The 14,094-nt window shown below is 34.6% G+C and carries 17 protein-coding genes and 3 tRNA genes; 8 read left to right on the top strand and 12 right to left on the bottom strand.

Annotated elements, in window-relative coordinates; all coding sequences use genetic code 11:
• From rplI to AAGD63_RS00825, 3 genes are all read left to right on the top strand, one after another.
• Complete coding sequence (gene rplI / locus AAGD63_RS00835; protein WP_341813492.1) at nt 1-525, top strand: 50S ribosomal protein L9; 525 nt, start codon at nt 1-3, stop codon at nt 523-525.
• Nucleotides 526-637: 112 nt separating this feature from the next.
• Complete coding sequence (gene purB / locus AAGD63_RS00830; RefSeq protein WP_341813491.1) at nt 638-1,930, top strand: adenylosuccinate lyase; 1,293 nt, start codon at nt 638-640, stop codon at nt 1,928-1,930.
• Nucleotides 1,930-2,001 (top strand) — tRNA-Met (locus AAGD63_RS00825). The genes purB and AAGD63_RS00825 overlap by 1 nt, the downstream gene beginning before the upstream one ends.
• 556 nt (nt 2,002-2,557) lie before the next feature.
• On the opposite strand, the gene AAGD63_RS00820 is transcribed toward AAGD63_RS00825, so the two are convergent.
• On the bottom strand, nt 2,558-3,823 hold the full coding sequence (locus AAGD63_RS00820) for an iron-containing alcohol dehydrogenase (RefSeq protein ID WP_341813490.1): 1,266 nt from the start codon (nt 3,821-3,823) through the stop codon (nt 2,558-2,560).
• 42 nt (nt 3,824-3,865) lie between these two features.
• On the opposite strand from AAGD63_RS00820, the gene dapE reads away from it, so the two are divergent.
• Nucleotides 3,866-5,062, top strand: a complete 1,197-nt coding sequence (dapE, locus tag AAGD63_RS00815; RefSeq protein ID WP_341813489.1) for a succinyl-diaminopimelate desuccinylase — start codon at nt 3,866-3,868, stop codon at nt 5,060-5,062.
• A 439-nt stretch (nt 5,063-5,501) separates the two neighbouring features.
• On the top strand, nt 5,502-5,792 hold the full coding sequence (locus tag AAGD63_RS00810; protein WP_007301973.1) for a hypothetical protein: 291 nt from the start codon (nt 5,502-5,504) through the stop codon (nt 5,790-5,792).
• Here the strand turns inward: AAGD63_RS00810 and AAGD63_RS00805 are convergent.
• The 4 genes from AAGD63_RS00805 to AAGD63_RS00790 form a co-directional block, all read right to left on the bottom strand.
• The gene (locus AAGD63_RS00805; RefSeq protein ID WP_341813488.1) at nt 5,789-6,151 is read right to left on the bottom strand and encodes a hypothetical protein; all 363 of its coding nucleotides are present in this window, start codon (nt 6,149-6,151) and stop codon (nt 5,789-5,791) included. The two genes, AAGD63_RS00810 and AAGD63_RS00805, sit on opposite strands and share 4 nt — an antisense overlap.
• A 204-nt stretch (nt 6,152-6,355) precedes the next feature.
• Nucleotides 6,356-6,427, bottom strand: a tRNA-Gln gene (locus AAGD63_RS00800).
• A complete protein-coding gene (gene cutA / locus AAGD63_RS00795) occupies nt 6,418-6,753 on the bottom strand; it encodes a divalent-cation tolerance protein CutA (protein WP_006015205.1) in 336 nt (111 codons plus the stop codon). Before cutA ends, AAGD63_RS00800 begins: the two co-directional genes overlap by 10 nt.
• A gap of 777 nt (nt 6,754-7,530) precedes the next feature.
• Nucleotides 7,531-7,677: a hypothetical protein gene (locus AAGD63_RS00790; RefSeq protein WP_019236717.1), complete on the bottom strand. Its 147-nt coding sequence runs from the start codon at nt 7,675-7,677 to the stop codon at nt 7,531-7,533.
• Between AAGD63_RS00790 and AAGD63_RS00785 the strand changes: the two genes are divergently transcribed.
• Nucleotides 7,676-8,254 (top strand): alpha/beta hydrolase, encoded by a 579-nt coding sequence (locus AAGD63_RS00785; protein WP_341813487.1) that lies wholly within the window; start codon nt 7,676-7,678, stop codon nt 8,252-8,254. The genes AAGD63_RS00790 and AAGD63_RS00785 overlap by 2 nt on opposite strands.
• A 278-nt stretch (nt 8,255-8,532) precedes the next feature.
• Here AAGD63_RS00785 and AAGD63_RS00780 read toward each other — a convergent pair whose 3' ends face one another.
• Genes AAGD63_RS00780 through AAGD63_RS00765 form a run of 4 tightly spaced genes read right to left on the bottom strand, consistent with a single transcriptional unit; the run spans nt 8,533 to nt 11,327 of the window.
• Complete coding sequence (locus tag AAGD63_RS00780; RefSeq protein WP_341813486.1) at nt 8,533-9,012, bottom strand: dihydrofolate reductase; 480 nt, start codon at nt 9,010-9,012, stop codon at nt 8,533-8,535.
• Nucleotides 9,009-10,262 carry a dihydropteroate synthase gene (gene folP / locus AAGD63_RS00775; protein WP_341813485.1) on the bottom strand — a complete coding sequence of 418 codons (1,254 nt, stop codon included), beginning with the start codon at nt 10,260-10,262 and terminating at the stop codon, nt 9,009-9,011. The genes AAGD63_RS00780 and folP overlap by 4 nt, the downstream gene beginning before the upstream one ends.
• Nucleotides 10,259-10,645 (bottom strand): dihydroneopterin aldolase, encoded by a 387-nt coding sequence (locus tag AAGD63_RS00770; RefSeq protein ID WP_264719786.1) that lies wholly within the window; start codon nt 10,643-10,645, stop codon nt 10,259-10,261. The genes folP and AAGD63_RS00770 overlap by 4 nt, the downstream gene beginning before the upstream one ends.
• A gap of 22 nt (nt 10,646-10,667) precedes the next feature.
• A complete protein-coding gene (locus AAGD63_RS00765) occupies nt 10,668-11,327 on the bottom strand; it encodes a CADD family putative folate metabolism protein (RefSeq protein WP_341813484.1) in 660 nt (219 codons plus the stop codon).
• Between the two features lie 181 nt (nt 11,328-11,508).
• Between AAGD63_RS00765 and AAGD63_RS00760 the strand changes: the two genes are divergently transcribed.
• Both AAGD63_RS00760 and AAGD63_RS00755 read left to right on the top strand, forming a co-directional pair.
• Nucleotides 11,509-12,276, top strand: coding sequence for a hypothetical protein (locus AAGD63_RS00760; protein ID WP_341813483.1), 768 nt, complete (start codon nt 11,509-11,511; stop codon nt 12,274-12,276).
• Nucleotides 12,258-12,644 carry a hypothetical protein gene (locus tag AAGD63_RS00755; protein ID WP_341813482.1) on the top strand — a complete coding sequence of 129 codons (387 nt, stop codon included), beginning with the start codon at nt 12,258-12,260 and terminating at the stop codon, nt 12,642-12,644. Before AAGD63_RS00760 ends, AAGD63_RS00755 begins: the two co-directional genes overlap by 19 nt.
• 15 nt (nt 12,645-12,659) lie before the next feature.
• Here the strand turns inward: AAGD63_RS00755 and AAGD63_RS00750 are convergent, their stop codons facing one another.
• The 3 genes from AAGD63_RS00750 to trxA form a co-directional block, all read right to left on the bottom strand.
• Nucleotides 12,660-12,914 carry a hypothetical protein gene (locus tag AAGD63_RS00750; protein ID WP_264336264.1) on the bottom strand — a complete coding sequence of 85 codons (255 nt, stop codon included), beginning with the start codon at nt 12,912-12,914 and terminating at the stop codon, nt 12,660-12,662.
• Nucleotides 12,915-13,610: 696 nt separating this feature from the next.
• Nucleotides 13,611-13,687 (bottom strand) — tRNA-Ile (locus AAGD63_RS00745).
• Nucleotides 13,688-13,726: 39 nt separating this feature from the next.
• Nucleotides 13,727-14,053, bottom strand: a complete 327-nt coding sequence (gene trxA / locus AAGD63_RS00740; protein WP_341813481.1) for a thioredoxin — start codon at nt 14,051-14,053, stop codon at nt 13,727-13,729.
• Nucleotides 14,054-14,094 lie beyond the last annotated feature (41 nt).

Below are 14,094 nucleotides of genomic sequence, written 5' to 3'. Positions count from 1 at the left end.
ATGTTAATAATTTTAAAGGAAAATATAACAACTTTAGGTAAGATTGGTGAAGTTGTCAAAGTTAAGCCAGGTTATGCACGTAATTTTCTTTTTCCACAAAAAAAGGCGATGAAAGCCACTAAGGAAAATTTAATAAAGTTAGAGGAACAGCGTTTATTATTGGAAGAAGAAAATACCAAAAAATTAAATGCAGCAAAAGTGCTTGCATTATCACTGCATGATAAATTTATTATATTAATAAAGCAAGCTTCAGAGGATGGAAAGATTTTTGGCTCTGTAACCACACGTGAAATTGCAAAAACTTTATCACAAGAAGGATATGATATAAGTCATCATAGTTTATCTTTTGGTGGAATAAGTATCAAAAATTTGGGCGAGTATCAAGTGAATATAGAATTACATAGTAAAGTGATAGTGCCAATTACTATATACGTTGTCAGATCTGAGAAAGATGCACATGAATTGAGGCAAGTAAAGTTGCAAAATCAGAAATCTGAGCAACAAGAAGATACAAATAACGAATAGCAGTGAATAAAATATTTCAACTACTCCTGTCACTCCAGTGCATTTTTTTTCTGTCGTCCCAGTGTTACACACTGGGATCTAGCATGTTCAAAGATAAGACAGGGATCATCTAATGATCCCACGCTATAGCCGCAAAGAAATCTCTTCCATTTGGGAAGAAAAAAATAAGTTCAACATATGGCTCAAAATAGAAAAATTAGCATGTGAAGCTCAAGCAAAATTAAAAGTTATTCCAAATGATGTTGCTGAAAAGCTCTCTGGTGCTATTGAATTTGATATTGAGCGTATTAACGAAATTGAATCCATTGTAAAACATGATGTTATAGCTTTTTTGACATATATTGCTGAAAAAGCGGGAGTTGATGTTCGTTATCTCCATTACGGAATGACAAGTTCTGATGTTTTAGATACATGCCTTGCAGTGCAGTTGAAAGAGTCATGTGATATTTTACTCAAGAATCTAAAAAATTTACTTATAGTATTGAAAAAAAAAGCTGAGGACTATAAAGATATTGTTTGTGTTGGGCGCAGTCATGGAATGCATGCAGAACCAATAACTCTTGGGTTAAAATTTGCTAGATTTTATGCTGAATTTAAACGCAATTATCAGAGATTAATTAGCACGCAAAAAGAGATCTCAATTTGTAAAATATCAGGTGCAGTAGGTAATTTTGCAAATATTAATCCATTTGTTGAAGAGTATGTAGCGAAAGAAATGGGACTCATACCTGAAACCATATCGTCTCAAGTCATCCCTCGTGATAGACATGCCATGTTCTTTTCAATTTTGGGAGTAATTGCAAGCTCAATAGAAAATATTGCAATTGAGATTCGTCATTTGCAAAGAACTGAAGTCGGCGAAATCTCTGAATATTTTTCCACTGGGCAGAAGGGAAGTTCTGCTATGCCGCATAAGTGTAATCCTATTTTAAGTGAGAATTTGACTGGGCTCTCACGCTTAATACGCAGCTATGTTTTTCCTGCATTAGAAAATGTTGCACTATGGCACGAACGAGATATATCGCACTCGTCTGTGGAAAGGTGCATTGCTCCTGATGCTTGTATAGCAATGGATTTTGCTTTAGTACGATTAACAGATTTGATAGATAAATTGGTGATCAATAAGGAAAATATTGAAAAGAACTTAAATTCTTCAAAAGGCTTGTTTTTTTCACAACGTGTATTGCTTGAGTTGGTAAGTAGTGGTTTAACTAGGGAAGAGGCATATAAAATTGTTCAGAATAATGCAATGAAAGTAAAGCAAGATAACAGTGATTTTCTGTTCGAATTGAAACAAGATAAATCCTTGCATAGAATTATTGACTCTGAAAAACTTGAGTCTTTGTTTGATTTGAAGTATTATATGAAACATATAGATTACATATATAGCAAGGTTTTTAATTAGGCTGAGTAGCTCAGTGGTAGAGCAGGAGGATCATAATCTCTTGGTCGGGGGTTCAAATCCCTCCTCAGCCACTCAAGCTAAACTATGGTTTGGCAAGAGCAGCGCATTTGACAAAATAACGTGATTCATTGTCCAATTAACTGAAGTTTTTTTTTCAGTTGTTCATATAGTATATGGAATAATGTATGTGAAGTGATAAAGATACAACATTTGTTGTATCTATTCAGGGGAATGGCTAATGGTATCCGTTCAAGAAAGTGGTAAGGTAGATGAGAAAAGACAACTAAATGAATTTCATCCGAGTAGCTAACACTGGCATCTATATAAAGACAATCTAATGCACTCATTTAAAGTGAAGTTTTCTGGATCCCAGTGTCTAGGCACTCGGATGACAAGAAAAGAGTTGACTTGAATGACACTGAATAGGCACTGGGACAGAGGCTACTTGAATAATATTTCACCATGTCATTCCAGCACTTGATGCTGGAATCCAGAAGTTTTTTGAGCACAAAAGTCATGCTAAGTTTTTGTTGTTAAGAAAGGCTGGATAGCTACTTGAATGACACCATTTGTTACTGTGTTTTTGTCTATCTTATTTTGCTACCCTACTGAACGAATACACAAAATCTAACTTTTTTCTATACAACCAGCTAGGTCAAGAAAGGTGAATCTATCTCTTGTTGCAAATGTAAGATTGACTACCTTGCAATATTGCTCTTTGTTCCAATTAAGATGCTCCGGTAAGTACGGAATTGATAGATCTTCAAATACTATCTGCAGGTGTTTTGCAGATAGTAAATTTTGCTTAATTAAACTAGAAATATTACTCCATTCTTTGCAAATAATCTCTTGAATTTTTTGCTGCATAATTTGCTTCTGCTTTAGAATTTTTATAAATTCGGTATTACCAAAGCACTGAGTTATATGTTTTACATCTAAAGTGATCGGTTTGGTAATCGGGTTTTGTATTGACAATATCTCCTCTTGCAAGTTAGCCATAGTAATCGTCGTAACAGCAATTTTTTCGCCATGTAACGAGGAGGAATAATCTTTTGTTACCGTCTCCATTGCATGAGCTATCATATGTTCTCCTTGGCTTGCAGAGTAGCTGCCTTTTGACATCACCATTCCAAGTCCTGAAATCAATAAGGCTTCCATAAGTAATAAAACTACTCTTTTATCTTTTTTAGCAAGTGCCAAGTGTTCTCTGAGCAAAATTTCCTCCAGATCCCGAACAAGTTTAAAGGGGAGTTCATTATATTCTGTGCCAAGTAATAGATTAGATAATAGCCAATCGGCTTGTACTGTTGAACGGCAGATGAAATCTGCAAATCCACTTAATGTAAGGCGTAGTGGTGCGTTGACAATTATATCGGTATCAATGTATATTGCCTTTGGAAGATGTGCTCCGAACGATTTTTTATATCCATCAACTAATATTGAAGCGTTTGCAGAGCTATATCCATTCATGGAAGCAGCTGTTGGAAAGGATATGTAGTCTTTGCCTTCTAAATAGCTTGCGTACTTACAGATATCATTAACAGTGCCACTGCCAAATGCAACCATTAAGTCACTATCTTTTGCTTTATTTCTAACTAGGTTTACAGCTTGGAGAGAAGCAGCTCTGTTCAGTCTATTTGGTGTCATCCAAGTAGCGTGACACTGCGATCCATCATAGTCACGCACTGGAATGACAGGTGTGGCTGGAATAATTAAATGAGAAACTTTATTAAGTATGTTTTTGTTTAAAAGTTTTGCTGTATTTTCATCTGCAATCAGAAAAATGTCATTTCCGTATTGTCTACATATTTCATAGATATTATCAGCAAGTACTGTTACTTCCCTTATAAGAACTTGTTCTGTGTGCTGTAATATTTGTTTTAAATATCGCATAGAATGTTTACAATACGGTAATGTTAGTATTTTAAGATTGATATGAAGATTGACCCTGTAGAACTAACTAAGAAATTAATTTCTTTTAAAAGTATAACACCAAAAGACGATGGGGCAATAGAGCATATAGCAGCCATTCTCAAGAAAAGTGGTTTTGAATGTGAGATTTTAGAGTTTGGTGATAAAGTTAAAAATCTTTATGCGAAATATATAAATGGAGTACCAAACTTGTGTTTTGCTGGACATGTTGATGTTGTACCACCAGGTGAGTTAAAAGATTGGATATCTGATCCATTTAAGCCAGAAGTTAGAGATGGAATGCTATATGGAAGAGGAGCAGCTGATATGAAAGGCGGAGTAGCTGCATTTATTGCTGCTATCGTAGATTCAGTTGCAGGTAAGTTTCAATTCAGCGGTTCAATCAGTGCATTGATTACCAGCGCTGAAGAAAGCACGGAAGAACATGGAACAAAGGCCATTTTGGAATGGATGAAAAGCAAGCAAAAAAAGATAGATTTTTGTATAGTTGGAGAACCAACGAGTAGTGAGAAATTAGGTGATACCATAAAAATAGGTAGAAGAGGTTCTGCAACATTTAAATTGATTTGCCATGGTAAACAAGGGCACGTTGCCTACCCAGATCTAGCAGATAATCCAATATATAAAATGGTATCGATACTAAGTAAGATAAAAGATACCACTTTTGATACTGGTAATAAATACTTTCAGCCTTCACATTGCGAAATTACTACTATCGACGTTGGAAATAATACTAATAATCTAATACCTAGTTCAATAGCAGCAGGTTTTAATGTTCGATATAACAATACACAAACACCAGACGTTTTATATAAGATGATTGATGCAATATGCACCAATGTGACTAACGATTATAAACTGTCTATGCAGAGCAGCAGGGACGTTTTTCTCTCTATTCCTGATAGAAATACTGATATTATGCTTGATGCGATAAATAAAATTACCGGTATTGATGCTGTGCTGAGTACAAATGGTGGCACATCTGATGCTGCGTTTATTAAGGATATTTGTCCAGTAATTGAATTTGGTATGATCAACAAAACCGCACATCAGGTAAATGAATGCGTATCAATAGACGATATACATAAATTAACAGCTATATATAAGGAGTTTATAAAAAATTATTTTTACCCCAGTAATAAAATATTAAACCAAATCAATGTAATTGGTAATACGCCTGATGGTCCATTATTAGCTTGAGGTGCAGTTGTATAGAGAAGAAAACTTACTAGACACATTTTACTAACCCCTTATTATAATATTAAGGGTATTTTTGACTCAAAACTTGTCTTTGATCTGTGCGAGCTTAATAACAAAAATTCAGTAGAAAGCTTATTGGCGAAAATTATCTGTTCAGCAGAGTGACAAAATAAGATAGACAAAAAGGGTGTAAGAACAAATAGTGTCATGCAACACTGGCTTTTGTACACAAAACGTTGTAAAGCGCTTTTGTCAACCTGGATCCCAGCTCGGATAACAAGAAAAGAAGCACTGGTTTCACATAGATCTGAACAGATATAATTTCTTAAACATTTATAGCTCACATAAAACCCGGTCTGACTGTCATAAAGGCTACTCATTGCAGCAGACAACTTTCGCACTACTTCAAATTCTAATTTTCAACTTAAAGAGGTACGTAATGTCAAATAACTTCAATTTCAAAGAATTTTTTCACCATCACGAAGCAAATAGCACTTTAGATGATATACAAAGGTACTGCATACTGTGGCAATCAGTGATATCACAGGCAATGATTGATGCAGCAAGTAACTGTAAAAAAACAGAAAGCTTGGTAGAGAAACGTAAAGCAATTTCCTGGCTATCAGACTTCAGTCAAGATTTTGTTGAAACATGTATACTGGCTGATTGCGATCCATTATACGTAAAAAACAAAATACAGCCAATTCTAAAAAAGATAAAGCCCTTTTAATGAGATTTACCCCTCTCACCAAGAAAAATATCATTTAATCTTTTTTCTATAGCTTCATCTATATCTTGGATTAATAGCTGCTTTATCATATTCACTTTCCGTTCTGCCTCTTGAAGATTATTGTTACCGTAACTGTTCTTATTACTATAACCATAACTACTGCCATTTGGTTTATTACTCATTTTTCTTCTTGTGCTGAGTATCTGAACTATCTTCTCCTTGAAAAAAGACTTCCAGCCTGTGCCAGAAAATAATTTGTAGAGAAAATGCGGAGTAAGAAACGCTACTAATATTCTAATAGAAACTCCATAACCCAAATCATCTCTATTTTCATAATACCATTTTAAATATTGATACAAATGGTAAAATGCATTTTTGAAGGAGCTAAACTCTACAGCATACCAAAAGCCACTGGTGAGAAACATGAGCATAATGCTCGATGTATAAAGATACAAAGTGAAAAGAAATAGCTTGACAACTATATCTTTCAAACTGCCGAGTATGTAATTAAATAACCTTAATTTATAAAAAAGTGATATCATTTCACGCACACTTCAATAAAGCTGGGGTGGAAGGATTCGAACCTTCGCGTGGCGGTATCAAAAACCGCTGCCTTACCACTTGGCTACACCCCAATATTGTTTATATCAATAACATTATTAACCCAATTAGTAAAAGATTTATTCGCTTTTCCTATGGGTATTATCACAACGGCTGGTTGATCATAAGAATGCATTGACTCGATTTTTTCTACAATCTTATCAGCCTGATCATTCCTACTTTTCATAATTGCCACTACTTCACAATTACTATTAGTTTTACCTTCCCATAAATACAGAGAGTTTACTTCAGGAAATATATTTACACACACAATTAACTTCTCGTTTAACAATTCTTCAGAAATAGCCTGAGCCTCTTTCAAGTTTGAAAAAGTTATATAGACTAAAACTAAGTTGCTCATTAATCGCTACATAAATGCATTTTTACTATACTCTACTTAGATTTATTCATCAAGAGAAAATAGGAGAGACCTCTTCAGTGCTTGACACATAGAAATTGAAGATGTCATTTAGTAGCTCTCCCCTTGCCATCCCAGTAGTTCTCCTCTTGTCATTCAAGTAGCTATCCAGCCTTTCTTAACAACAAAAACTTAGCATGACTTTTGTGCTAAAAAAACTTCTGGATTCCAGCATCAAGTGCTGGAATGACATGGTGAAATATTATTCAAGTAGCCTCTGTCCCAGTGCCTATTCGGTGTCATTCAAGTCAACTCTTTTCTTGTCATCTCAGTGCCTAGACACTGGGATCCAGAAAACTTCACTTTAAATGAGTGCATTAGATTGTCTTTATATAGATGTCAGTGTCAGCTACTCGGATGAAATTCATTTAGTCTTCTTTTCTCTTTTTCTTATTTTACTACTCTGATGAACGGATACAAAAAAAACTAATGCAACTTGATGTAAGTAGATCTTGCAAGCATTTTAAGATTGCCGGTTCACTAGTTAATATATAAAAAGCTTAGCAAAATTATAAGAATAGTATATAATTGAAAGTATTTTATAGTGAGAATAATGCCTAACGAAATACATCTTATATTCTTTCATGGACTAGGGGATAATTATAAAAATGCAACTACATTCTGTAAAGATATGCAATCTGAGCTCATGCACCACCATGATATACCTAATTTTCACACTCATGCACACAAATACCCGGCTGCATTTCAAAATTATATAACTTATGCCTTAACCAGCTTCGTATGCTTACTAGCATCAATATTGCCACCTACTGTCATACTGCTCACTAATCCAATAACAGCTAGAACAGCTGGATTGGCAGTCTTATCAGCTTCAGCTTGTGTTTTTTTATCTATATTGCTACTCATGATTCCGTTTCTAAATAAGAATCAAAACTTATTCAAGTCTTCAATAGAGAAAATTAATCAACTAATAAATCAAGGTGTAAAACCCGAAAATATTATACTTTTCGGTCATTCTTTTGGAGGAGCAGTTGCATCAGAAGTATCAAGGCATTTTGCGAATAGAGATGTTAAACTTGGAGGAATTGTCTTCACTAGCACTTTTAGTTCTTTTCATACAGCAATAGAGCATTTTCCAATGCCTCAGACGAAAATTTTGAGTATACTGCCCTCATTCCTACTAAAAAGAATACTAAAAGCCTTCGATTTAGACTTTGATATAGTAGATAATTTACAAAAGTCACAAAATGAAAAAACGCTAATAGTAATTATTAATCACGCAAGAGACAAATTAATACCACTTCCTGCACAGTTGGCAAATGCAATGAGAGACGATCGATTATTAAATGGTAATCCGATCAAGATTCGTGATGATCTGTGTATATATGGAGATGATCCTCATAACAGTGTTTTGGATAGTGGCACACTGACTGAAAAATTAAGAGAAATGGTACTTAGTAAAGTTACGTCTAGAACGCGTTAACTTTTTTGCTGCTTTTTTTTGGCTAAGGTCACACTTCATTATGCATTAAATTGTATGCATCTATTCAGGGAATTTGCTAATGTGAAAGCCAGTGCTTCCTTTCTTGCGATGTAGCTGTACAGAAATTGAAGATGTCATTTAGTAGCTCTCCCCTGTTATTTAAGTAGCTAACACTGAGATCCATAAATTTAACTGGATGCCAGTTTCTGGGCACTGACCATCATAAAGGAGCCAGTGTCATGCACTGATAGTTGTCTTTTCTCGCTTACCTTATTTTACTACTCTGCTGAACGGACACAATTGCATATAGTATAGTCTTTAGTTTTAGTGAGAATAGTTTTATTCCACTGATCAAGGAGTGCTAAATTGAAATACGTATCACCTTTATAAGTTTTATGCATTTCAGTCATAATAAATTCTGAGATTAGGTTATGCTCTAAAAAAAGGTGTACTATTTGTGCCCCACCAATCACAAAGACTTGAGAACTACTTTGAATTGACAGAAATTCTTGCATGGAAGAGACAACAGTACATTTTGGGCCTCTATTAAAACACTTGTTACGGGAGAAAACAATAGGTGTACGATTCTTTAGTATGCTTTGAGGCACGGTTTCAAATGTCTTTCTTCCCATCACAATAACTTGCTTGTCGGTTACTTGACAAAAATGTTTAAACTCACTTGGATAACGCCAGGGCAAATCATTATTTATTCCAATTAACCCATTAGGGTCAATAGCCATAATTCCAATAATCTTCATCCCTTTAAGACAGCTTGGGCTACAAAAAATCTCATGTGGTCACGTACATTATGTACTCTAAGGAAATCAACCTTATTTTGCAGTATAGCAGATGTAGCAATTGTTTCTAAATCTCTATTAGAGGGAGATTCTATGGAAAAAGAGGAAATAAATGACTTTCTGGAATGACCAACTAAAACCTTGCAGCCAAAATTTTGTAAAGTTTCTATACTGCGTAAAATCTGAATATTCTGATACATAGATTTGCCAAAACCAATACCAGGATCAATAATTATTGAATTTTCATCAAAACCAAGGTCAAGTAACCTATTAATGCTCTCCTCTGCCCAATTATTTATGATATCAATTGGGTCAATATCATGTGGAATAATATTGTCCTTATGTGGTGGTATCGAAAGTGAATGCATAATAACGACATTACACCCACTGCTAGCAACTTCTTTTAAGGTATTACTACTCAGATCTCCCTTCTGATCATTTACCCAGGCAATATTGTAGTGCTTCAAAACGTTTAAAATAACGTCTGGCCAAAAACTATCAATGCTGACTTCAATATCACCATTTTTCATATAGTCACTAAGATTATCAAGTACTGGTTTTAGACGTTCATACTCTTCCTCTGGCGTCTTTATTGAAGCTCCAGGCCTTGTTGATTGAGCTCCAAGATCAACTATGCTTGCACCATCTGATACCAGCTGCAATGCCTGCTTGGTTGCTCGATTCGCATCATAATAAAGACCACCATCTGAAAATGAATCAGGGGTAATATTGACGATACCCATAAGCTTTGGTGAAAGCGTAAAACTCTTTGAAAAACAGTCTTGAACATTGAAAGCAAAGGTTTTGTTAACCATTGCCATCAAGTGGAGCAAAAATGGTCTATTTACTAATTCTGGGTGAGGAATTTTAAGGTCAGGTATATCAAGCGTTAGATCATCCCATAACAAAATATCTAAATCAATAACACGAGGTGCCCTTTTTTCGTAGACTTGTGGACGACCAATATCACATTCGATTTGTTTTAAGCCTTTTAGTAGCTCCTCAGGAGAAGAAGAACAACTTCCATAGACAATCATGTTGAGAAATGGCTTGTTCCAATCAGGTGGAGCACCATTTGGTAAAATAGCCTTAGTTTCTAGAATGATTGAAGACTTTAAGTCTTTTAAATAGCGCTTCTTTAGTAACTCAGTAGCCTTTTGTAAATGGGAAAGGCGATTCCCTATATTTGAACCAATAGAAATATAGATCATTCTTGCAATTCATTACAGTAAGTAAAAAAAACGCCCCCATGCACACCAGGAACTGGTGGTGCAGTTTTATGAGTAGTCACCTTGACAGAAGAAATAATATGCTTCTTTCGCAGCAAAAGGTTATTAATGGCTCTGTATATCTCATGAGTTAAATGTTCGATTAAATTAAATTGCTTGCCCTGAACAAGAGATTGAATATTCTGCACTACCTCCAAATAGCAGATAGTATCTTTAAGTTGATCAGTTGTAAGTCCTAAAGGAGGAGATTTAAAAGTGACATCAACATCAATACTCACCAATTGGGGAGAAAACTTCTCTTCTGCACTACATCCTAAATGAACCCAAAGCCGCAGATCAGATATAAGAAGATTACATGCTACCACTGAATTTAGTATCTACTTATAATTAATGGCAAACGTTAACATTCAGCATGCCGTCAAGAAAACCCCATAAGAGTTTTGCTCCTTTTTTAGCGCCTTGTATGACTTTCTCTTGCTCTTCTTCGCTTAAATCTGCAATAAGGTTTGCACATTCCTCAGAATGCCACTCATCAGCTTCCATATGAACGGTAAAAAATTTGAGAGAACGCTCATCATTTATTGAATAGTGTTTTTTCAGACCTTCAATTTTAGACTTAGAAACCTCTGGAGTTTGACGTTCATAAGCGTACAGAGCTCCAAGACCTGCTGCAAAATCTGATTTTACAATGTCAAAATAACCATCAACTAATTCTCGTGTCTCCTTAATTTGTTCATTTTCACAAAGTTCTGAACGTGCTACTCCCAGTCCTTCAGCAAAACGCTGCCATAATTCTGGGTGATTCTCGTCGCCTTGTTCTTCCTCTATTAAATTACCAAGTAAAACTTGCCGCATTTTCAAATTCGGACACAAGGAATGTATACCGCTGATATAACGAGGAAAAGCAGCAACATGGTGATAATATTCCTTAGCATAGGTTTGCAGAGCCTGCAGGCTTAAGCTACCTTCATTCCATGACTCGTAAAACGGGTGTTTTAATAAGTGTAAACTATCTAATTGATTATTAAGTGATTGAACAAATGTCATAAATAAACACTAAATTGTTTTAGGCTACGTTTAGGTTTATCAAATGTCAAGAGACATTTCTCATTACTACCTTAATTCCAATAAATACAAAGATAGATGCGTTATTGGTTAATTTTTTAGTAAAAATTGATTTTTTCTAAAATTTCATGTATTATTAAATCAATATAGTGAAAAACGCAAAATGAAAGTAACAGAAGAAAATACAATAAAAATTAGGGAAGAGTTCGTAGAAGTTCAAAATGGAATGCGAATTCAAAAGATAGTGATGTCAAACTCGAAGAGCAGTGCAGATAGCAGAAAGAAAAAGCATATAGTTTACTTTCCAGGGCTTACATATACTTTTGAAAAAGAGCCAGATGAAGACAAAAGTGAATGGAATTGGGCAGCTGAAGCAGGTATGGATGTTCACCTTATTAATTTTCCTGGTTCTGGAAAAAGCAAAGGTCATTCTTTAAACGGTCAAAATCGAGTAAATGCAGGAACTGCAGTCATTTCAGATCTTCTAAAGCAAGGCATTTACCCAGATAATATAGTATTATATGGAAGCTGCGCTGGAGGACCAATAGCTGCAGAGGTTTATAAAAAGTTTAAAAAAGATGACAATGTTCATTTAAGATGCATTATCAATAAATCCTTTAGCTCATTCAAAAAACTTGTAGTGAAATTACTACACATATCAAAACCTAAATGGCTATTTCCTCCTATAATAAAATTCATACTCAAATGCTTTGGTTGGCACTTTAAGCCACATACAATAGTAAACGATATTACTCCATACACAATTTGTTTTAATCTAGAGAACGATGGCTTTATTAGTAAGCAGGCAAATATAGGTACTAAAATTTCTGATATAGAAAAAAGTCATAGGAAAAAAAAACTACCAAAAAAAAAGAAACTTTTGAAGGTTTTGAGCAATACAAAGAGTTTTTCATGGAGCATACCGATTTAGCTAAAATAAAAAACCTTGAATCTGAAGTTGGAATAATGAGAAAATGCTGGAATAAGTTTCTATCGTTACTACCTATTAAGGCAGATGATATTCACTTTTCTCCGATTACAGAATTGTGCTCATCAAGTGAACACAAATACACTCTTCCTGAGCTAATTTCACTCTTTTTAGAATTCACAGATAATTATTTTGAAAAGAAGGGCTCTCTCAATCAAGAGAAACAACCAGAGATAAAAACAGAAGCGATATGTGGAAAGAATAGTGAAAAAGAAATAGAGGAAAAGAAACAGTATTTTACCAATTTAAAGAATTATTCAATAAGTCAGAGTATATCTAAAAAGCTAACATCTCTTCAAATATTGAAATAAGTGTTTCTTTTGTGATTAAAAAAACATTGCATCTTGATTGTGTATTTCATTTGCTATAAGCAATAATTTTTCGCTTTCATCATAGAGATTGTTTTCACTAGCTAATAATTTCTCACTAATTTGTGGATAAAGTTTAGAAACGTACTTCTCATAGCATTTATCTAGGCATTCTTGGTCTGTCCGTTTTGTTTTGTAGGAATGGCATTTCTCCTTACATTGATTATATCTAAATTCAATCCCTTTCTCTTTGTTTGATGCTTGTTGTTCCATAATATTCTTCAATTTAAATAATATTAGCATACAAATATGAACATTATGCTAATATCATTACTTTTTAGGTATGCATAGCAAATTTATGCCTGGAAATAGTTTTTGGTTATTTCCTACACTTTCTTTATAAAAACCATAGGCGCCCATTGATTTTTATTAGCTAAAGTAAAGGTCAAGTATCTGGAATTCTGGACATAAAATCCTCCTGTATAAAAAGATTTGGTAGCGCACATACGACAGAAATTAAGTATGTGTGTGCACCTACATACACTGAAAAAGATACGCTACGTTTTTTATTGAAAAGTTAATTGAAAATCTGCAGACAAAGATAAATTTTTGAGCTCTTAAAAATATCTCTAATTGTCATTATAATCAGATTCAAAATACGCGGAAGTAATTTTTTGACAATAGATTTCTTTCATAACCAGGCGTTATCCCAGCTGAGATCCAATAAGAAAATCTGATCACACGCTGGAATGACACCGTCCTGCCAGTGCGTGATGCACCAAAAGTTGTGCATCAACAAGGGTATCATGTGAGTAGCCTCTCTCTTGTTGTTATCCCAGTGCCCAGACACTGGGATCCATTTTTTTTCTTCTAGATTCCAGCGTCACGCGCTGGAATGACACCCATTTAGTTTTCTTACCTGTCTACCTTATCTTGCTACTTTGCTGAACAGATACATTTTATTAATAGTGGTGGGATTGGTAGGACTCGAACCTACGACCAATTCGTTATGAGCGAACTGCTCTAACCGACTGAGCTACAATCCCTTTTATCAACACTTATAATACACACAAAAGGAAATTTGTCTACTCGCTTATTTCACTATCAACCCAACTTTGCAAATCATTTGGTGCACCAATTTTACGTGCAATTTCCTTACCATCTTGAAATATAATCAAAGTAGGTATAGATTGAATCCCATACTTACTTGGTATTTCTGTTTCTCCATCTATGTCAAACTTACAGATTTTGATCTTGTCTTTTCTATCCTTGGCTAATTGCTCGACACGTGGCATCAGACTTTTGCATGGCCCGCACCATTCTGCCCAAAAATCTACCAGCACAAACCCTTTATAGTCAGCAACCTCAGATTTGAAATTTTGATCATTTACCACTTTAATATCATCACTCATAAAATACCTAAATTTTTATAAATATAGCGTATCAATTAGCA

Source organism: Wolbachia endosymbiont (group B) of Germaria angustata, from assembly GCF_964026725.1.
Classification (GTDB): Bacteria; Pseudomonadota; Alphaproteobacteria; order Rickettsiales; family Anaplasmataceae; genus Wolbachia; species Wolbachia pipientis_C.
The sequence above is the reverse complement of the archived record's forward strand: the minus strand, read 5'-3'. Positions and strand labels throughout refer to the sequence as shown.

Excerpts from the sequence above, each read along its gene's own strand:
- rplI (WP_341813492.1), top strand. The coding sequence starts at position 1 with ATGTTAATAATTTTAAAGGAAAATATAACAACTTTAGGTAAGATTGGT.
- purB (WP_341813491.1), top strand. The coding sequence starts at position 638 with ATGATCCCACGCTATAGCCGCAAAGAAATCTCTTCCATTTGGGAAGAA.
- AAGD63_RS00820 (WP_341813490.1), bottom strand. The coding sequence starts at position 3,823 with ATGCGATATTTAAAACAAATATTACAGCACACAGAACAAGTTCTTATA.
- dapE (WP_341813489.1), top strand. The coding sequence starts at position 3,866 with ATGAAGATTGACCCTGTAGAACTAACTAAGAAATTAATTTCTTTTAAA.
- AAGD63_RS00810 (WP_007301973.1), top strand. The coding sequence starts at position 5,502 with ATGTCAAATAACTTCAATTTCAAAGAATTTTTTCACCATCACGAAGCA.
- cutA (WP_006015205.1), bottom strand. The coding sequence starts at position 6,753 with ATGAGCAACTTAGTTTTAGTCTATATAACTTTTTCAAACTTGAAAGAG.
- AAGD63_RS00785 (WP_341813487.1), top strand. The coding sequence starts at position 7,676 with ATGATTCCGTTTCTAAATAAGAATCAAAACTTATTCAAGTCTTCAATA.
- AAGD63_RS00790 (WP_019236717.1), bottom strand. The coding sequence starts at position 7,677 with ATGAGTAGCAATATAGATAAAAAAACACAAGCTGAAGCTGATAAGACT.
- AAGD63_RS00780 (WP_341813486.1), bottom strand. The coding sequence starts at position 9,012 with ATGAAGATTATTGGAATTATGGCTATTGACCCTAATGGGTTAATTGGA.
- folP (WP_341813485.1), bottom strand. The coding sequence starts at position 10,262 with ATGATCTATATTTCTATTGGTTCAAATATAGGGAATCGCCTTTCCCAT.
- AAGD63_RS00765 (WP_341813484.1), bottom strand. The coding sequence starts at position 11,327 with ATGACATTTGTTCAATCACTTAATAATCAATTAGATAGTTTACACTTA.
- AAGD63_RS00760 (WP_341813483.1), top strand. The coding sequence starts at position 11,509 with ATGAAAGTAACAGAAGAAAATACAATAAAAATTAGGGAAGAGTTCGTA.
- AAGD63_RS00755 (WP_341813482.1), top strand. The coding sequence starts at position 12,258 with ATGGAGCATACCGATTTAGCTAAAATAAAAAACCTTGAATCTGAAGTT.
- AAGD63_RS00750 (WP_264336264.1), bottom strand. The coding sequence starts at position 12,914 with ATGGAACAACAAGCATCAAACAAAGAGAAAGGGATTGAATTTAGATAT.
- trxA (WP_341813481.1), bottom strand. The coding sequence starts at position 14,053 with ATGAGTGATGATATTAAAGTGGTAAATGATCAAAATTTCAAATCTGAG.